This is a genomic window from Pseudomonas sp. B6001 (assembly GCF_013386015.1).
Taxonomy (GTDB): Bacteria; Pseudomonadota; Gammaproteobacteria; order Pseudomonadales; family Pseudomonadaceae; genus Aquipseudomonas.
In genome coordinates, this window is the sequence record NZ_JACAOX010000017.1 from 294,701 (window position 1) to 310,520 (window position 15,820).

Consider the following 15,820-nt stretch of genomic DNA (forward strand, 5'->3'; position numbering starts at 1 on the left):
CCAGGGGATCGAGCCATGCGCACATTCTGGAAGTGGTATCAACAACTGCTGGAGAATGACTTCAGCACCCAGGTCTTCGACAATGTGAAGAACCTGCTGGTATGCGCGCTCTTGTTTGCTGCGGGCACCAACGCACTGGCCGGGAAACATCAGCTGTTCCTCGGCATCCTGGCGTCAAGCGTGGCCGGGTGGGGCTTGATCGTCGTTTCAAGCTTGCTGATGGTGCTGAATGTGAGCGATGGCATCCGCCGGCTCGCCAAGCTGCGTTATCACCTGGTCCTTCAGCTGCTGCTTATCCTGATCTATGTACTGGTGGCAGCCCGCGTGGTGGAAATCGTCTGGGGCTTTCGATCCCATTGATCCAGGTTTCTACCCCAGCAATCCCATCTCCTGCGCCCGCGCCACCGCCTGTGTGCGCCGCTCCACCCCGAGCTTGCTGTTGATATGGCTGGCGTGGGTTTTCACGGTGTGCAGGGAGATAAACAGCTGATTGCTGATCTCCTGGTTTGAACAACCCTGTGCGATCAGGTGCAGCACCGCCAGTTCACGGGTGCTCAGGGTCTCCAGTGTGTGTGGGGTTTCAACTACTGCAACATCCGGCAAGAGTGCCAGCAGGCCCTGGTTCAACAGTCCATGGGGATCCCGAGACAGCTGCTCCCGCGTCCACTCGGGATAGCGTTCCAACAGGCGCTGGAAAGGTTGCATCGCGCCACCGGCAGCCGCTTCAAGCGCGCGGGCAAACACCGGACGGGCCTGGGCTTCCTGGCCACCGTCCAGCAGTAACAGTGCCTGCTGGGTCAGCGCCATCAGGCTGATCATCTGCCGGCCACTGTTATGGGCCTGGCGTGCCAGTTCGTCGAGCCGTTGCAGTGAAGCCGCCGGCTGATGACGGATGGCGTCGAGTGCCGCCTGTTGCAACTCGATATGTTGCGGCAGGTGCGGGTGGAACTCCGGTGCGGCAGCGGCCTGTTCACCGTTGTAGGTTTGCCCCAGCCGCGTCAGCCAGGCATCCGCCAGGTCGGTGCGCCCCTGAGCCAGCCATAGCTCGCATTTGACCAGGGTGATCATCGCCAGATAGAAAATCGGCGGCACGTCCCAGATATGCATCAAGCGCTCGGCCTCGGCCAATTCGGCAAAGGCCACGGAGAAGTCGCCACGGCGACCTTCGAAGCTGGCGATCACACAGTGGCCGATCAACACGCTGATATCCCGACAGGCTCGCGCCTCCGTCAATCCGGCACGCAGCCGAGCGAGCCCGGCTTCAGGCTGGCAGCGCATCAGCAGCAAATAGCCTTCGTACAACGCCAGGCGCGCGCGCACTGCGTACAGCCGTTGCGGCGCCAGGCCTTGCAAACGTTGCAGGCCCTGGCGCACTTCATCCAGCGACCGCAGGATCTCGCCACGGGCCTGCAGTACACGCGCTCGGTCGTAATGGGCCAGCGCTTCGAACAATGGATTGCCGACCCGCTGCGCCAACTCCAGGGATTCGCGGTTCAGGCCGCGGGCGCGCCACAGGTCGGCGTCGACAATGGCCAGGTTGGACAGGGTCGACAGGCACATCAACCGCTGGCCATAGCGTTTGTGCGGCAGGCTTTCCAGGGCCTCGCTGCAATACGAGTGGGTCAGCTCACGATCACCACGGCCCCGGGCAATAATCCCGCTGAGGGCCAGCCATTGCGCCAGCATCGACTTTTGCGCGGTGGCCGACGGGGCCGGTAAAAAACGGCTGAGGTGGCTGGCCAGTTCCTGCGCCGCATCCAGCTGGCAGGCCAGGCCCAACGCCCAGCTGTAGAGCACGATCAGGCGTGGCGTACTCATCAGCAAACTGTCGGGCAAGTCCATTTTCCAGCGCAGCAGCATGCCGACATTCTGCTCCGCCAGCAGTTGCTCTTCGGACAGGTTCTGCACCAGGTTTGCCGCCACATCCAGGTGGCCCGCACGCAGTGCCTGCTCCACTGCCTCGTCGATCAAGCCCTGGGCATTGAACCAGCGGCAGGCCCGCAGGTGCAGGCTGGCTGCCGGCAACACAGCATTGCTCGCGCGCCGGGTGCGCAGCAGGTCGGAAAACAGATGGTGATAACGGTACCAATGGCCCTGCTCGTCCAGCGGCACCAGGAATACCTGGTGGGCTTGCAGGTAGCGCAGGATTTCCGTGCTGTCGTGGGCCTCGCGCACGGCGTCGCACAGCTCGCTGCAAAAGCGCTCCTGGGACGCGGTGTCGTAGAGGAACGCCTGGACTTCCGAGGGCAGGCAGTCGATGACCTCTTCGAGCAGGTAATCGCGGATCAGCCCTTCCCCGCCGTGCAAACCCTGGGGCAGCGTACCTTCGCTGCCGGCCTCGGAAGCCGCCAGCAGCCAGAAACGCAGGCCGGCCACCCAGCCTTCGCTGCGCCGGATCAGGTTATCCAGGGCTTCACCACGCAATGAACTGCTGTGGCGATCCAGCAGCGCCAGGGATTCGCCGTGAGTCAGGCGCAGGTCCTGCTCGTGCAGTTCCAGCAAATGCCGGGACAGGCGCAGGCGGGCCAGGTGCCAGTCGGGACGCTGGCGGCTGGTGACCAGCACCAGCAGGCCGTCGGGCAGATGATTGAGGAAAAATTGCAGGCAGCGGTCGAGTACCGGGCCCTGGGCCAGATGGTAGTCATCCAGCACCAGCAACAGCGGCGCCTGGGTCGACAGGTGCACCGTCAGCTCATCCAGCAGGCCGTCGAGCCATTCTTCAAAGGCGAAGGGTTGGTGACGCTGGCGCATTTTCAGCAGGCCCAGGGATTGGGCGCCCAACTGCGGGAAGTATTGCTGCAAGCCGTCGAGCAGGCGTTCAAGGAAACGTCCCGGGTCATTATCGCGAGGACTGAGCCCCAGCCACAGGCTTTGCCAGTGGGCCGGCAGGCTCTGGCAGAACTCCACCGCCAGCGAACTCTTGCCGAACCCGGCCGGGGCGCTGACCAGCAACAGACGCCCGGCCAAACCTTCACTCAGCCGTTCGCACAGGCGCGGTCGCAACACATAGCCGTCAGGCAGTGGGGGTCGATAGAAGCGCCCTTCCAGGGTCGGAATCACCGCGCTGGCAGGCCCTTGAATTCGGGACAGATCAGTCATCGCCGGGCTCTTGTAGAAGGCTGTTGTCGGCATTGCAGATGTCCGCAGACTAGCGGTAAAAGCGGCAGCTTTGTAGATCTTTGCAACATTTGTCTGAAAAAGACTACAACAAAAAATATCCGGACTTCTTCTGGAACGACCCACACTCTGTGGCGAGGGAGCTTGCTTCCGCCGGAGTGCGCAGCGCTCCCGTTTTTGGGGCTGCTACGCATCCCTGCGGGAGCAAGCTCCCTCGCCACCGTGGTCGCGCAAAAAGAAGCCCCGAACCAGTCGGGGCTTCTTCGAGGATGCGGCCTCGTTTACAGCAAGTTAGCGAACACCATCCTGGCGCAGAGCCGCCGGGGTGAAGTCGCTGGTGGTGGCGGTGAAACCGAAGTCATAGGCCTGTTTCTCTTCGTTCTTCATGCCCAGTGCCAGGTAGCGGCCGGACTGCAGGTCGTAGAGGGTTTCGAGGGCGTACCACGGCACTTGCTTGTCGTAGTAGTTCTCGGCATGGGCTTCCGCCACGCGCCACAGCTGGCCACGACCGTCGTAGTGGTCGATGACCGCGGCTTGCCAAGTGTCTTCGTCGATGAAGAAGTCACGCTTGGCGTAGATATGGCGCTGGCCTTCCTTCAGGGTTGCAACCACATGCCACACGCGGCGCAGCTCGTAGCGCGCCAGGTCCTGGTTGATGTGGCCGGCCTTGATGATGTCGACATACTTGAGCTTCGGATCGTCAAGCTTGTAGCTGTTTTCGGCGATGTAGAGCTCTTTCTTGCCTTCCAGTTTCCAGTCGTAGCGGTCCGGTGCACCGTTGAACATGTCGAGGTTGTCGGAGGTACGCAGGCCGTCGGCGGCGGTACCCGGGCCGTCATACGACACTTGCGGTGCCCGGCGCACACGACGCTGGCCGGCGTTGTAGACCCACGCCGAACGCGGCTCTTTCACCTGGTCGAGGGTTTCGTGCACCAGCAGCACACCACCGGCCAGACGTGCCGGCGCAGTCACTTGCTGCTTGAAGTAGAACAGGATGTTGCCCGGGTTTTTCGGGTCGTAGTCCTTCATCTTGTCGCGGAACACGAACTGATCACGGAAATACACCAGGCTGAACGAGCCGTTGGTTTGCGGCGTGGCCTGGGTCACCAGGCGGGTCACGCTGCCGCCGCGATAGCGGGTGATGTGGTTCCAGATCACTTCAACGCCGCTTTTCGGAATCGGGAACGGTACGGCGGTTTCAAAGTTTTCCAGGCCGTTGCCGCCGGACACCAGGTTGGTGCTGGTGGCGTTTTTCTTGATGGCGGCGAACACATCAGCTGGCACCGTGGCGCCGCGATGGGTCGGGTAGACCGGCATCTTGAAGGTGTCGGGGTAGCGCTTGAACATCGCGTACTGCCCCGGCGCCAGCTTGTCCTTGTACTGCTCGACGTTCTGCGCGGTGATGGTGAATTGCGGTTGTTCGTTGGCGTATGGGTTGGCGAGGAAGCCACGGGCATCCACGGCACCGGCGTTGGTTGGCAGCGGCGACCATTTAGGGATGGTGCCGGCCGCGTTACCGGCCATTTCGGCGCCCATCGGGGTCAGGGTCGTGCCGAGCTTGGCGGCTTCATCCGCCGAGACCGCCGCCATGACGCTACCCGCCATGATCGACAGCCCCAGCACACCCACCTGCAACAGATTTTTAGTTATTTTCATGTTCTGGTTCTTCCTTAAAACATACTGCTTAAAGAGAGTGTGCTTAGAAGTTCACGCCGACGCTCAAGGCGACAAAGTCGCGGTCGTCCACGGTGCTGTAGTCGCCACCAAAGAAGTTGGTGTAGGCCAGGCTCGCGGTGTAAGTGTTCTGGTACTCGGCGTCCAGCCCGAGGCTGATCGCCTTGCGGCCTTCCTCGAAGTTACCGCCAGGGCCAGGCGAGTAACCCTTAACGTCATGGGACCAGGCCACGTTGGGTTTGAGGTTGACGCCGGCAAACACATCCGGGTATTCCCAGATCGCACGGCCACGGTAGCCCCACGAAGTTGCAGTAGTGAAGCCGTCGTTGTTGCAACTGGTGTTCAGGCCGTTGGCATTGGGAAGGCCAGCACCTTGGGCGGTAGAGTTGTTCAATGCCGCACACGCGCCGTTAGGCAGGGTACCCGGGCCAAACACCGGATCACGGCCATAGCGAACCTTGGACTTGCTCTCCAACCCGCCGACATAGGTCATACCGACTTCGCCCACCAGCGTCAGGCGGCTGGCGCCCATGACCTGGTCAAAGAAGTGGGTGAACGTGGTTTGGAGTTGAGTGATTTCCTTACGGCGATAACCATGCAAATCCTGGCCTGGTACACCGCTTAACAACGAAGCATCCTTGAGCACCGGGAAGCCCAGAGGGCGAACGCCGGCAAACAGGATGTCGGTGGAGTTCAACTGCACAGGCGCGTTGGGCCGGTAGCTCAACTCGCCGCTCCATGCCGTGCCGGTAGGCAACGTGGTGGAGAAACTCAAGCCAAAGAGGTGGATGTCTTCCGGATACTCAACGAAGTATTGCGAGTTGCCCGCCACCACCAGTGCAGCTGCCTGACCCAAAGGCCTGGCTCTGTCGTAGACCGACTGAGGCGCGCCAGTTGCACTGAAAATCGGCGCACGGCTGTGGTAGTTCATGTAGTAGGCGCCGAACTCGGTGTCCAGCGGCTCAAAGTTGTAGTGCATTGCGACGCCGTATTGGCCGCCGTCACGTGCGTTACGGTTCGGACCGCGGCGCACCAGGACGCCCTCGTCATTAACGTCGACGCCCAAGGCGGCCAAGCTCGGCAAAGCGGCCGGGTTGATCGTGGAACGCTTGTTCAACACCCGCAAATTATCGTTACAGCCGGTGGTAATGATGTCGGGCTGCGAAAAAAACGTGCCGCAGTTATCGGTCACGGTCTTGTCCCAACCGATCTGATAGAAGCCTTCAGCCGACAGGTTGTCGGTCAGCGTTTGCGACAGGTAGAACATGTTGACCGGAATCAGGCCCTCCTTGATCTCGGCCCCCGGACGACGGAATGCAGCCACGTCGATCGGGTTGATGGCGTTGATACCGCCACCAATGAACGTGCTCTCACCCCAGCTCACTACCTGCTTGCCCAACCGTACGGAACCCGGTTCATCACCAATCGAGTAGTTGTGGTAGACGAAGGCGTCGAGAATCTGCCCGCCGGAAGATCGGGCGCCTGTTGGGCGGTTGTTGTCGCTGATGTTCTTGAAATCGAGGTCGTCGTCTTTAAGCTTGAAGTCATACCAGTACTTGCCCCGGACAAACACGCCGGTGTCGCCGTATTTCAACTCAAGGTCATGAATGCCTTTGAAGATCTTCGAGAAGGAATCACCTTTGTCGAAGTTCAGGTGACCGTCATCCGAGGTTTGCGACAACCCCCTGCCACCGTTGTTGGCACCGATCAGGTCTTTATTGCGACCCGCCGTCGACCAACTGGCTCCGACCGACAGGGACGAGTCAAAGCTGCCTTCGATTTCACCGATGTTGAAACTGACGCCGAATGCGGGCCCGGCGAGCGTAGAGGCGAGGCTGACGGCCAAAGGCAGTTTTGCCCGGCGCCAGAACTGGTGTGCTGAGATCATCGACGCTACTCCATGTGCATTATTGTTATGGCAGTGAGTCGTTTCTAAGGGCTTGTAACGGCCGGAATACAACGATTCCAATGCCGGGCGAACAGATGAACCCGCCAGGTTCACAGCACCGCACCTTGAAAAACTCTGGGATGGACTATAGCCAGCAGGGGGTACCGCTTGATCCCTCTAAAGTGTGATTTGCATCACCAACCCGTCTGCCACAGTCCTTTTCGCCATGCTGACGAAGGTCAGCGACGGAAGGATGGCTGAAAATTGGCAAATCACAAGTGAAGGCTTGGACTAGAGCGCTGCCGTGCCCGCGAGGGCACGGCAAGCAGCGTCAGAGGGTGGAGAGGAAGGTGCTGTTGTTGGCCTGCCATTCGATGATGTCGATACGGATACGTTTTTTGTCGAGCTTGCCGACACTGGTCTTGGGAATTTCCGTAACAACGGCGATTTGGCTTGGAATCGCCCACTTGCTCAGGTGGCCCAATTCCACAAACGGCTTGAGATGTTCCTTCAGCTCTTTGGCCCCTATCACATGGCCATCACGCACCACCAGCAACGCAAACGGGCGCTCGCCCCACTGCGGGTCGGCAATCCCCACCACCGCTACTTCGCGTACCGCCGGGTGACGGCTGACCAGGTCTTCCAGCGCCAGGGAGGAGATCCACTCGCCGCCGGTCTTGATCACGTCCTTGATGCGGTCGCGGATATCGATCACGCCGAAGGCATCGAGGGTGGCCACATCGCCGGTGTGCATCCAGCCGCCGGCCCACAGCTCGGCGCCCTTCTGCGGCTCGTTGAAATAGCCTTCGCTGAGCCATGGCGCGCGCAGCACCAGCTCGCCCTGGGATTCACCGTCGGCGGGCAGGAAGTTGCCCTCGCCATCGATGATCGCCGCTTCCACCAATGGGCCGGGCACGCCGGCCTTGATGCGGTAGGTGGTGCGTTCGTCTTCGGTGCCGGCCATCAGTTCTTCATTGAGATGGGCGCAGGACACCAGCGGCCCGGTCTCGGACATGCCGTACGCCGCTGTCAGTTGGATCCCGCGGGCCTTGGAGGCTTCATACAGTGAGCGATTGAGGGCGCTGCCACCGATGACGATTTTCCAGCCGCCGAAATCCACGCCCTGGCCGGCCTTGGCGTTGAGCACCATTTGCAGGATGGTCGGCACACAATGGGAGAAGGTGACCTTCTCCTTGCGCCACAGCTCCACTAGGTATTCGGGGTCGTAGCGGCCTGGATAAACCTGCTTCAGGCCGAGCATGGTCGCCACATACGGCAGGCCCCAGGCGTGCACGTGGAACATCGGAGTGATCGGCATGTAGACGTCGTTGGTGCCCAACAGCCGCACGCTGTCGACGCTGCCCATGATGGTCGCCACGCCCATGGTGTGCAGCACCAGTTGGCGGTGGGTGAAGTACACGCCCTTGGGATTGCCCGTGGTGCCGGTGGTGTAGAAGGTGGTGGCGACGGAGTTTTCGTCGAAATCCTCGAAGTCGTAGCGGGGGCTCGCCGCCGCCAGTAATGTTTCGTACTCACCCACCAGGTTCGGCAGTTCGGCGGTTTTGTCCGCGCCGTCGGTGAGCAGCAGGGTTTTGTCGACGGTGGTGAGGTGGCCGGCAATGGCCTGGTAGAGCCCCACGAACTCGCTGTTGACCAGTACAAAGCGGTCCTCGGCGTGGTTCATGGTGTACAGAATCTGTTCCGGGGACAGGCGCACGTTGATGGTGTGGATTACCGCACCAATCATCGGAATGGCAAACATGCATTCCAGGTAGCGATGGCTGTCCCAGTCCATCACGGCCACGGTGTCACCGGCCTTGACCCCGGCCTCGGTCAGCACATTGGCCAGGCGGGCGACGCGCTCGATCAGGGTGGGATAGGTGTAGCGCAATTGGTCGCGGTAGACGATTTCCCGGGTCTTCTCGTAGCGTGTCCCGGACATCAACAGGCGTTTGATCAACAGCGGGTATTGGTAGGCGCCTTCGGCGGGCGGGATAACACGAGTCTGCAACATACGAATCCCTTATCTGACTGCACGGTCTTGGCTGAAACATCTGCACTTTAGAGCGCTTATGTTTCAGCCAAATCAGCCAAAGGAATGATTTGCAGAACCCAATGAATGCTAGCTTTGAGCCAGCATCCGGCTTATTTCATGCTGGTAAAGGCCAGCTTCACACCGATGGCAATCAGCACCGCGCCCATGGTGCGGTCGAACCAGTGGCCCATGCGTGCAAAACCGGCGCGTACGCGTTGCTGGCTGAACAGCATGGCCACCAGGCAAAACCAGATCGCGGTCGCCACGGCCAGGTACACGCCGTAACCGGCCTGGACCGCCAACGGCGTGTGGGGATTGATCACCACGGTGAACAGCGACAGGAAGAACAGCGTGGCCTTGGGGTTCAAGCCATTGGTGACAAACCCTGAGGTAAACGCACCACGGGCGGTGCGCTCGCCCGCTTCCAGGTGCAGGTCTTCTTCACTGGCAGGCTTGGCCGGCTGGGCGCGCAGGGCCTTGAAGCCGATGTACAGCAGGTAGGCCGCCGCCGCCCATTTCAGCGCATTGAACAGCACGATGGACTGGGACACGATCAAGCCGATGCCCAGCAGCGAATACCCCACGTGCAGGAAAATCGCCGAACCGACGCCCAACGCCGTCCAGGTGCCGGCACGTCGGCCATGGGTCACGCTTTCACGTACCACCACGGCGAAATCCGGGCCAGGGCTGGCCACCGCCAACAGGTGAATCAGTGCCACGGTCAAGAACTCGGTGAGGTACATGCACACTCCAGGAAGTAACTGATTATTTCATCTGATAGGCTCGGCAGATTACGCCTTCGAATCCCGCCGCAAAAGGTACAGTTGATGACGAACAATCGCCGCGCCGTCTTCCTTGATCACCCTTCCCTGGACCTCGGGGACCTGGACCTCAGCGGGTTGCAGGCACTCTTCAGCGAACTGAGCCTGCACCAGCAGACCACACCCGAAAACATTATCGAACGCCTGCAAGGCGCGCAGGTGGCGATCAGCAACAAGATCGCGCTGAATGCCGAGACCCTGGCGGCCTGCCCCGAGCTGAAGCTGATCCTGGTGACCGCCACCGGCACCAACAACGTCGACCTCGCTGCCGCCCGCGCCCACGGCGTTACCGTGAGCAATTGCCAGGGTTACGGCACGCCATCGGTGGCGCAGCATACGATCATGCTGCTGCTGAACCTGGCGACGCGCCTGAACGACTATCAACGGGATGTGCAGGCGGGGCACTGGCAACAAGCCAAGCAGTTCTGCCTGCTGGACTACCCGATCGTCGAGCTGGAAGGCAAAACCCTCGGCCTGCTGGGCCATGGTGAATTGGGCGGTGCCGTTGCGCGCCTGGCTGAAGCCTTTGGCATGCGCGTGATCCTGGGTGCGATTCCAGGCCGCCCGGCCCGCGCCGATCGCGTGCCGCTGGATGAGTTGCTGGCGCAGGTCGACGCGCTGACCCTGCACTGCCCGCTCAACGAACACACCCGCGACTTTATCGGTGCCCGTGAACTCGCCTTGCTCAAGCCCGGCGCGTTTATCGTCAACACCGCCCGTGGTGGCTTGATCAACGAACAGGCCCTGGCCGATGCCCTGCGCAGCGGTCATCTGGGCGGCGCGGCGACCGATGTGTTGAGTGTCGAACCCCCAGTCAACGGCAACCCGCTGCTGGCCGGCGACATCCCGCGCTTGATCGTCACCCCGCACAACGCCTGGGGCAGTCGCGAAGCGCGGCAGCGGATCGTTGGCCAATTGATCGAAAACGCTCAGGGCTTTTTCAGCGGCGCCCCGCTGCGCGTCGTCAGTTGATAAACTGCGCCCCTTTTCAAGGAGCAGACCATGGATCCGCGCAGTGAAGTACTGCTTCGCCAGGCCGAACTTTTTCAAGGCGACGTGCTGCTGGTGGGCTTGCCCGCCGACGACCTGCTGGGCCGCCTGCCCAATGCCCATGGCTGGAGCTGGCACGCCGGCGACCAGGCCGCGCTGGACGCACGTTTTGCCGAGCGCAGCCAGTTCGGTGTGAACGTGCCCGAGCGTTCGTTCGAGACCGCGGTGGTGTTCCTGCCCAAGTCCAAGGACCTCACCGATTACCTGCTCAATGCCGTGGCGGCGCGTTTGCCCGGCAAGGAGTTGTACCTGGTGGGGGAGAAGAAAGGCGGCATCGAAAGCGCGGCCAAGCAACTGAATCCGTTCGGCAAGCCGCGCAAGCTCGACAACGCGCGGCACTGCCAGTTGTGGCTGGTGACGGTGGCCAACGCCCCCGAGCCGGTAGAACTGGAGAGCCTGGCGCAGGTGTTCGAGGTGCCGCTGGCTGAGGGCCCGCTCAAGGTGGTGAGCCTGCCGGGCGTGTTCAGCCACGGTCGGCTGGATCGCGGTACCGCATTGCTGCTGGAGCATCTGGACAAGTTGCCGAGCGGTCACTTGCTGGATTTCGGTTGTGGCGCGGGTGTGCTCGGGGCAGCGGTCAAGCGTCGCTACCCGCATAACACGGTGACAATGCTCGACGTGGATGCCTTTGCCGCTGCCAGCAGTCGCCTGACATTGGCGGCCAATGGCCTGGAAGCCGAGGTGTTGACCGGTGATGGCATCGACGCTGCTCCGATGAATCTGAACGCGATTCTGAGCAACCCGCCGTTCCACGTCGGGGTGCACACCGATTATTTCGCCACCGAGAACCTGCTACGAAAAGCGGCCAAACATCTGGCAAAAGGCGGCGAACTTCGCTTGGTTGCGAACAGTTTCCTGAAGTATCAGCCGCTGATCGAAGAGCATCTTGGCGTGTGCGCAATCAAGGCAGAAGGTCAGGGTTTTCGCATTTACCGTGCCAAGCGCGGCTGAGATCTTTTTCCAAAAGAAGGCTTGCCGAATGGATTTTGCCTAGGCAGAATCCGCTCCGTCCTAGGGGAGTAGTCTCCCACGAGCGCCACGCTCGTCCGGCATACGTCAACATACTTGGTCAACAGGCCATGGCGTATGCGACCCAGGAGTCCGCACAGACGGACCGGGGTTTGACAAGACCTATGACACGAACACCTTACCCGGGGCGGGAAGGCTGTACGTGTCATAGCCGTGTCGACCCGCCCCTGGAACTTACCTGATGCTGGATTCTCTGCTCGTCCCTACCGCAATCGTTGCCTTGGCCGAAATTGGCGACAAGACGCAACTGCTCGCACTCATTCTCGCTGCACGCTTTCGCAAACCCTGGCCGATCATCGCCGGCATCGTTGCCGCGACCCTGGCCAACCATGCGGCCGCCGGTGCCGTGGGGGCCTGGTTCGGGAGTTTCTTCTCGGATGCGGTGCTGCACTGGATCCTCGCGGCGAGCTTCTGCGCCACGGCGCTGTGGACCCTGGTGCCCGACAAGCTCGACGATGACGAAGCCAGCACTTCCCGCAAGTTCGGGCCCTTCCTGACCACGCTGATCGCGTTCTTCCTCGCGGAAATCGGCGACAAGACCCAGATCGCTACCGTGATGCTCGCGGCGCAATACCCGGAACTGTGGCTGGTGATTATCGGCACCACCCTGGGCATGTTGATTGCCAACGTGCCGGTGGTGCTGGCGGGTAATTTTGCCGCGGACAAATTGCCGCTGACGCTGATTCGTCGACTGGCTGCTACGGCATTCTTCATCCTGGCCATTGTTGCGGTGTACAAGGCCATGCAGAGCAGTGGCTGGATCTAAACGCAACCCCATATGAGGGCTGGGCTTTGGTGGGAGCTAGCTTGCCTGCGACAGCATCACCTCGGTGCAACTGACACACCGAGGTGCCTGCATCGCGGGCAAGCCCGACGCCCACACAAGCCGGGCCCCCACATTCAGATTTGCATTTCAGCCTTATAAATCAGGATTTTTTCGCCTGCTGATACAACGGCATCACCTTCGGAATCGCCGCCTGCAACGAGGCGATCCGGCTGTCGGAGGCAGGGTGGGTGCTCATGAATTCAGGTGGCGAGCCTTCCGAAGCCTTGGCCATTTTGTTCCACAGGGTAATCGCCGCGTTCGGGTTGTAACCGGCACGCGCCGACAACTCCAGGCCGATCAGGTCCGCTTCGTTTTCATTGCTGCGGCTGTTGGGCAAGGTCATGCCGTAGTTGGCCACGGTATCGGCCAGCGCCAGGCTGTCCTGACCGAGGCCGAACAACGCACCGGCCCCCTGCTTCGCCATTTCGATACCGTAGGCCTTGGACATGGCTTCGCGGCCGTGTTCACGCAAGGCGTGGGCAATTTCATGGCCCATCACGGCGGCGAGTTCGTCGTCGGTCAACTTGAGATTGTCGATCAGCGCGCTGTAGACAAAGATCTTGCCGCCAGGCCCGCAGTTGGCGTTCATCTCGTCACTTTTGATCAGGTTCACTTCCCACTTCCACTGCGCCGCATCCGGGCGGAAGGTGGGCGCCTGGGCGATCAGGCGGTTGGCAATCGCCTGCACGCGCTTGGCGTTGGCGCTGGTCTTGTCCACCAGGCCCTTGCCGCTGGCTTCACCCAGGGTCTGCTGGTAGGACTGCGCATACATCTGGTCGACTTCCTGGCTCGACAACATGCTGAACATGTACTGCTTGCGCTCAACGCCCACGGCGCCGCCGCTGGTGGTGTTGACCGACTGACAACCGGCGAGCAACAAAGCCGCGCCCAACGCACATACCGCCACTGTCTTTTTCATCAACCTGCTCCCTGAAAACATGGCGCGTATCGTAGTCGGCCAATTGTATCGGCGCCAGATACAACAGACGTATAGCCACCTGATTTCAGATACATCCCACACTGCCGCAAAAAATTCACAAACGCTGGCAACCATTCCATTTACGACATTCGCCCATCCGGCACAGCCATTTTGAGGTAATGGCCCTCATGTCTCCCCCGCCCGCGGCCGATATACACAAGCAGCCAATCTCCCCCTGCGTTCGGAGCCGTCATGAAGTTCAAGTCGATTCAATTTTCTGTCGCGGCACTGGCCGGGGCCATTGTCCTGAGCGTGGTGGCGGTGTTGGTGCTGTATGCCTTGTTCGCCGGGGCGCGCACCCAGGAGATGGTGCAGGAACGCACCCAGGGCCAATTCGAACAAATCATCGAGCAGCGCCTGACCGCCCTGGCGCAAACCCAGGCGACGCTGATCCAGCGCGAACTCGAAGCGCCGCTGGTGACGGCCAAGGGCCTGGCCACCGCCAACGCCCTGATGGGCATGAAAGACGCCAACGGCAACCCGCAACTGGCGGTCTCCCGCGAACAGCTGATCAACCTGATCCACGAAACCGTGGTGCGTAACCCGAAGATTCTTGGCGCCTATATAGGCTGGGAAGCCAACGCCATCGACCACAACGATGCTGCCTACGTCAACAGCCCGGTGGTCGGCATCGAAACCAACGGCCGCTTCCTGCCGTGGTGGTTCCGCAATGCCGACGGCAGCCTGGGCCTGGATAAACTGGCTGACGTGGCCGACCAGACCATCCTGTCCACCGGCGTGCGCGCCAGTGAGTACTACCTGTGTTCCAAGGAAAGCAAAAAGCCCTGCGCCATCGATCCGGCCCCTTATAAAGTCGGGAACGCGATGGTGATGCTCGCCTCGTTTATCGAACCAATCATGATCGACGGCACCTTTCAGGGCATCGTCGGCGCCGACCTGTCGGTGAACTTCATCCAGGAAATGCTCACCAAGGCTGATCAGAATTTGTACAACGGTGCTGGCGAGTTGGCGCTGATTTCCAGCAACGGCCGCCTGGTGGCCTACACCAAGGACGCCAGCAAGCTGGGAGAAAAAGCCAGCGATCTGCTCGACAGCAACGAGTTGGCCAACCTCGGCCAGTTGAAGATCGGCGAAGTGCGTTACGACGTGGATAAGGAACACGGGCATATCGAGTTGTTCCTGCCGTTCAACATCGGCCAGACCGATGCCCGCTGGACCCTGTTGCTGCAACTGCCCTTGAGCGCGGTGATGGCGGACTTGCAGGCGATGCAGCACGACCTCGACGCCCAGCGCAAAACCGATATTTTCGGCATGGCCGTGGCCGGGCTGCTGATCGCCGGCATCGGCTTGCTGGTGATCTGGCTGGTGGGCCACGGGATTGCCCGGCCGCTCAAGCAAATGGTGGCGATGCTCAATGACATCGCCCAAGGCGAAGGCGACCTGACCCGGCGCCTGACCAGTGATCGCGCCGACGAACTGGGGGCGATTGCCAGCGGCTTCAATACATTCCTGGCCAAGTTGCAGGGGATGATTACCCAGGTGGTGAGTTCGGTGCAGAAGGTCAGCGACTCCTCGGAGCACACCGCCGACATCGCGATTCGTACCAACCAGGGCGTGCACAAGCAAATGGTCGAGATCGACCAGGTGGCTACCGCCGTGCACGAGATGACCGCGACCGCACAGGACGTGGCGCGCAACGCCACCCAGGCCGCACAGGCCGCCAGCCACGCTGATCAAGCGGCGAGCCAGGGCATGCAGATTGTGCGCGACACCTCCACCTCCATCGGCGCCCTCGCCGAGGAAATCGGCAAGGCGGTCGGTGTGGTGCAGGCGCTGGCCAAGGACAGCGAGAACATCAATGCCATCCTCACGGCGATTCGCGGGATTGCCGAGCAGACCAACCTGCTGGCGCTCAACGCGGCAATCGAAGCAGCACGGGCCGGTGAGCAAGGGCGCGGGTTTGCGGTGGTGGCCGACGAGGTGCGCAACCTGGCGCAGAAGACCCAGAAGGCTACCGAAGAAATCCAGGCCATGATCCAGCAACTGCAGCAGGGCACCCGCGACGTGGTGCGGGTGATGGAAGACAGCCAGAACCGCATCGATGAAAGCGTGCAGCACGCGGCCAAGGCGGCTCAGGCGCTGGAGACCATTACCCGGGCGGTGTCGGTGATCAACGACATGAACACCCAGATCGCCAGCGCCGCCGAGGAACAGAGCGCGGTGGCCGAGGACATTAACCGTAACGTGATCAATATCGGACAGGTGGCCAATGAAGTGGCAGGCGGAGCGGATGAGTCGAGCGCGGCCAGCGCAGACCTGACCAAGCTGGCGGAACAGCAGCGGCGGTTGATCAATCAGTTCAAGGTTTGAGTCAAGCGGCGCCCTTTCGGGCGCCTTCGCGAGCAAGCCCGCTCCCACATTTGATCGCATTCCTTCAGTT

At 61.2% G+C, this 15,820-nt stretch carries 11 protein-coding genes, 1 pseudogene and 1 riboswitch; of the genes and pseudogenes, 6 read left to right on the forward strand and 6 right to left on the reverse strand.

Translation table 11 applies throughout. The annotated features are described in order from the left end of the window. Window positions 1-15: 15 nt before the first annotated feature. Window positions 16-360 carry a hypothetical protein gene (locus HX821_RS18695; protein ID WP_102369890.1) on the forward strand — a complete coding sequence of 115 codons (345 nt, stop codon included), beginning with the start codon at window positions 16-18 and terminating at the stop codon, window positions 358-360. Between the two features lie 9 nt (window positions 361-369). Here HX821_RS18695 and HX821_RS18700 read toward each other — a convergent pair whose 3' ends face one another. From HX821_RS18700 to HX821_RS18720, 5 genes are all read right to left on the reverse strand, one after another. Continuing rightward, window positions 370-3,099 carry a LuxR C-terminal-related transcriptional regulator gene (locus HX821_RS18700; RefSeq protein WP_177036217.1) on the reverse strand — a complete coding sequence of 910 codons (2,730 nt, stop codon included), beginning with the start codon at window positions 3,097-3,099 and terminating at the stop codon, window positions 370-372. A gap of 309 nt (window positions 3,100-3,408) precedes the next feature. Continuing rightward, complete coding sequence (locus HX821_RS18705; protein ID WP_003216172.1) at window positions 3,409-4,773, reverse strand: DUF1329 domain-containing protein; 1,365 nt, start codon at window positions 4,771-4,773, stop codon at window positions 3,409-3,411. A 43-nt stretch (window positions 4,774-4,816) separates the two neighbouring features. Beyond that, complete coding sequence (locus tag HX821_RS18710; protein WP_063027189.1) at window positions 4,817-6,679, reverse strand: DUF1302 domain-containing protein; 1,863 nt, start codon at window positions 6,677-6,679, stop codon at window positions 4,817-4,819. Between the two features lie 331 nt (window positions 6,680-7,010). After that, window positions 7,011-8,693 (reverse strand): fatty acid--CoA ligase, encoded by a 1,683-nt coding sequence (locus tag HX821_RS18715; protein WP_134327311.1) that lies wholly within the window; start codon window positions 8,691-8,693, stop codon window positions 7,011-7,013. 131 nt (window positions 8,694-8,824) lie between these two features. Continuing rightward, window positions 8,825-9,457, reverse strand: a complete 633-nt coding sequence (locus HX821_RS18720) for a LysE family translocator (protein ID WP_003216169.1) — start codon at window positions 9,455-9,457, stop codon at window positions 8,825-8,827. 84 nt (window positions 9,458-9,541) lie between these two features. On the opposite strand from HX821_RS18720, the gene HX821_RS18725 reads away from it, so the two are divergent. The 3 genes from HX821_RS18725 to HX821_RS18735 all read left to right on the forward strand — a co-directional run bounded on the left by HX821_RS18725 (window position 9,542) and on the right by HX821_RS18735 (window position 12,380). After that, entirely contained in the window at window positions 9,542-10,507 is a 966-nt protein-coding gene (locus tag HX821_RS18725) for a 2-hydroxyacid dehydrogenase (protein WP_003216168.1), read from the forward strand. Between the two features lie 30 nt (window positions 10,508-10,537). Then, a complete protein-coding gene (locus HX821_RS18730; RefSeq protein WP_008434258.1) occupies window positions 10,538-11,536 on the forward strand; it encodes a class I SAM-dependent methyltransferase in 999 nt (332 codons plus the stop codon). 51 nt (window positions 11,537-11,587) lie between these two features. Continuing rightward, window positions 11,588-11,707, forward strand: a riboswitch (yybP-ykoY riboswitch). A gap of 88 nt (window positions 11,708-11,795) precedes the next feature. After that, a complete protein-coding gene (locus HX821_RS18735) occupies window positions 11,796-12,380 on the forward strand; it encodes a TMEM165/GDT1 family protein (RefSeq protein ID WP_003216166.1) in 585 nt (194 codons plus the stop codon). A 160-nt stretch (window positions 12,381-12,540) separates the two neighbouring features. Here HX821_RS18735 and HX821_RS18740 read toward each other — a convergent pair whose 3' ends face one another. Continuing rightward, on the reverse strand, window positions 12,541-13,359 hold the full coding sequence (locus HX821_RS18740) for a M48 family metallopeptidase (RefSeq protein ID WP_003216165.1): 819 nt from the start codon (window positions 13,357-13,359) through the stop codon (window positions 12,541-12,543). Window positions 13,360-14,691: 1,332 nt separating this feature from the next. Here HX821_RS18740 and HX821_RS32020 point away from each other — a divergent pair. Both HX821_RS32020 and HX821_RS32025 read left to right on the forward strand, forming a co-directional pair. Next, window positions 14,692-14,892, forward strand: a pseudogene (locus tag HX821_RS32020) (HAMP domain-containing protein); the annotation flags it as partial. 114 nt (window positions 14,893-15,006) lie between these two features. Then, the gene (locus HX821_RS32025) at window positions 15,007-15,750 is read left to right on the forward strand and encodes a methyl-accepting chemotaxis protein (RefSeq protein ID WP_371316415.1); all 744 of its coding nucleotides are present in this window, start codon (window positions 15,007-15,009) and stop codon (window positions 15,748-15,750) included. The last annotated feature ends 70 nt before the right edge of the window (window positions 15,751-15,820 follow it).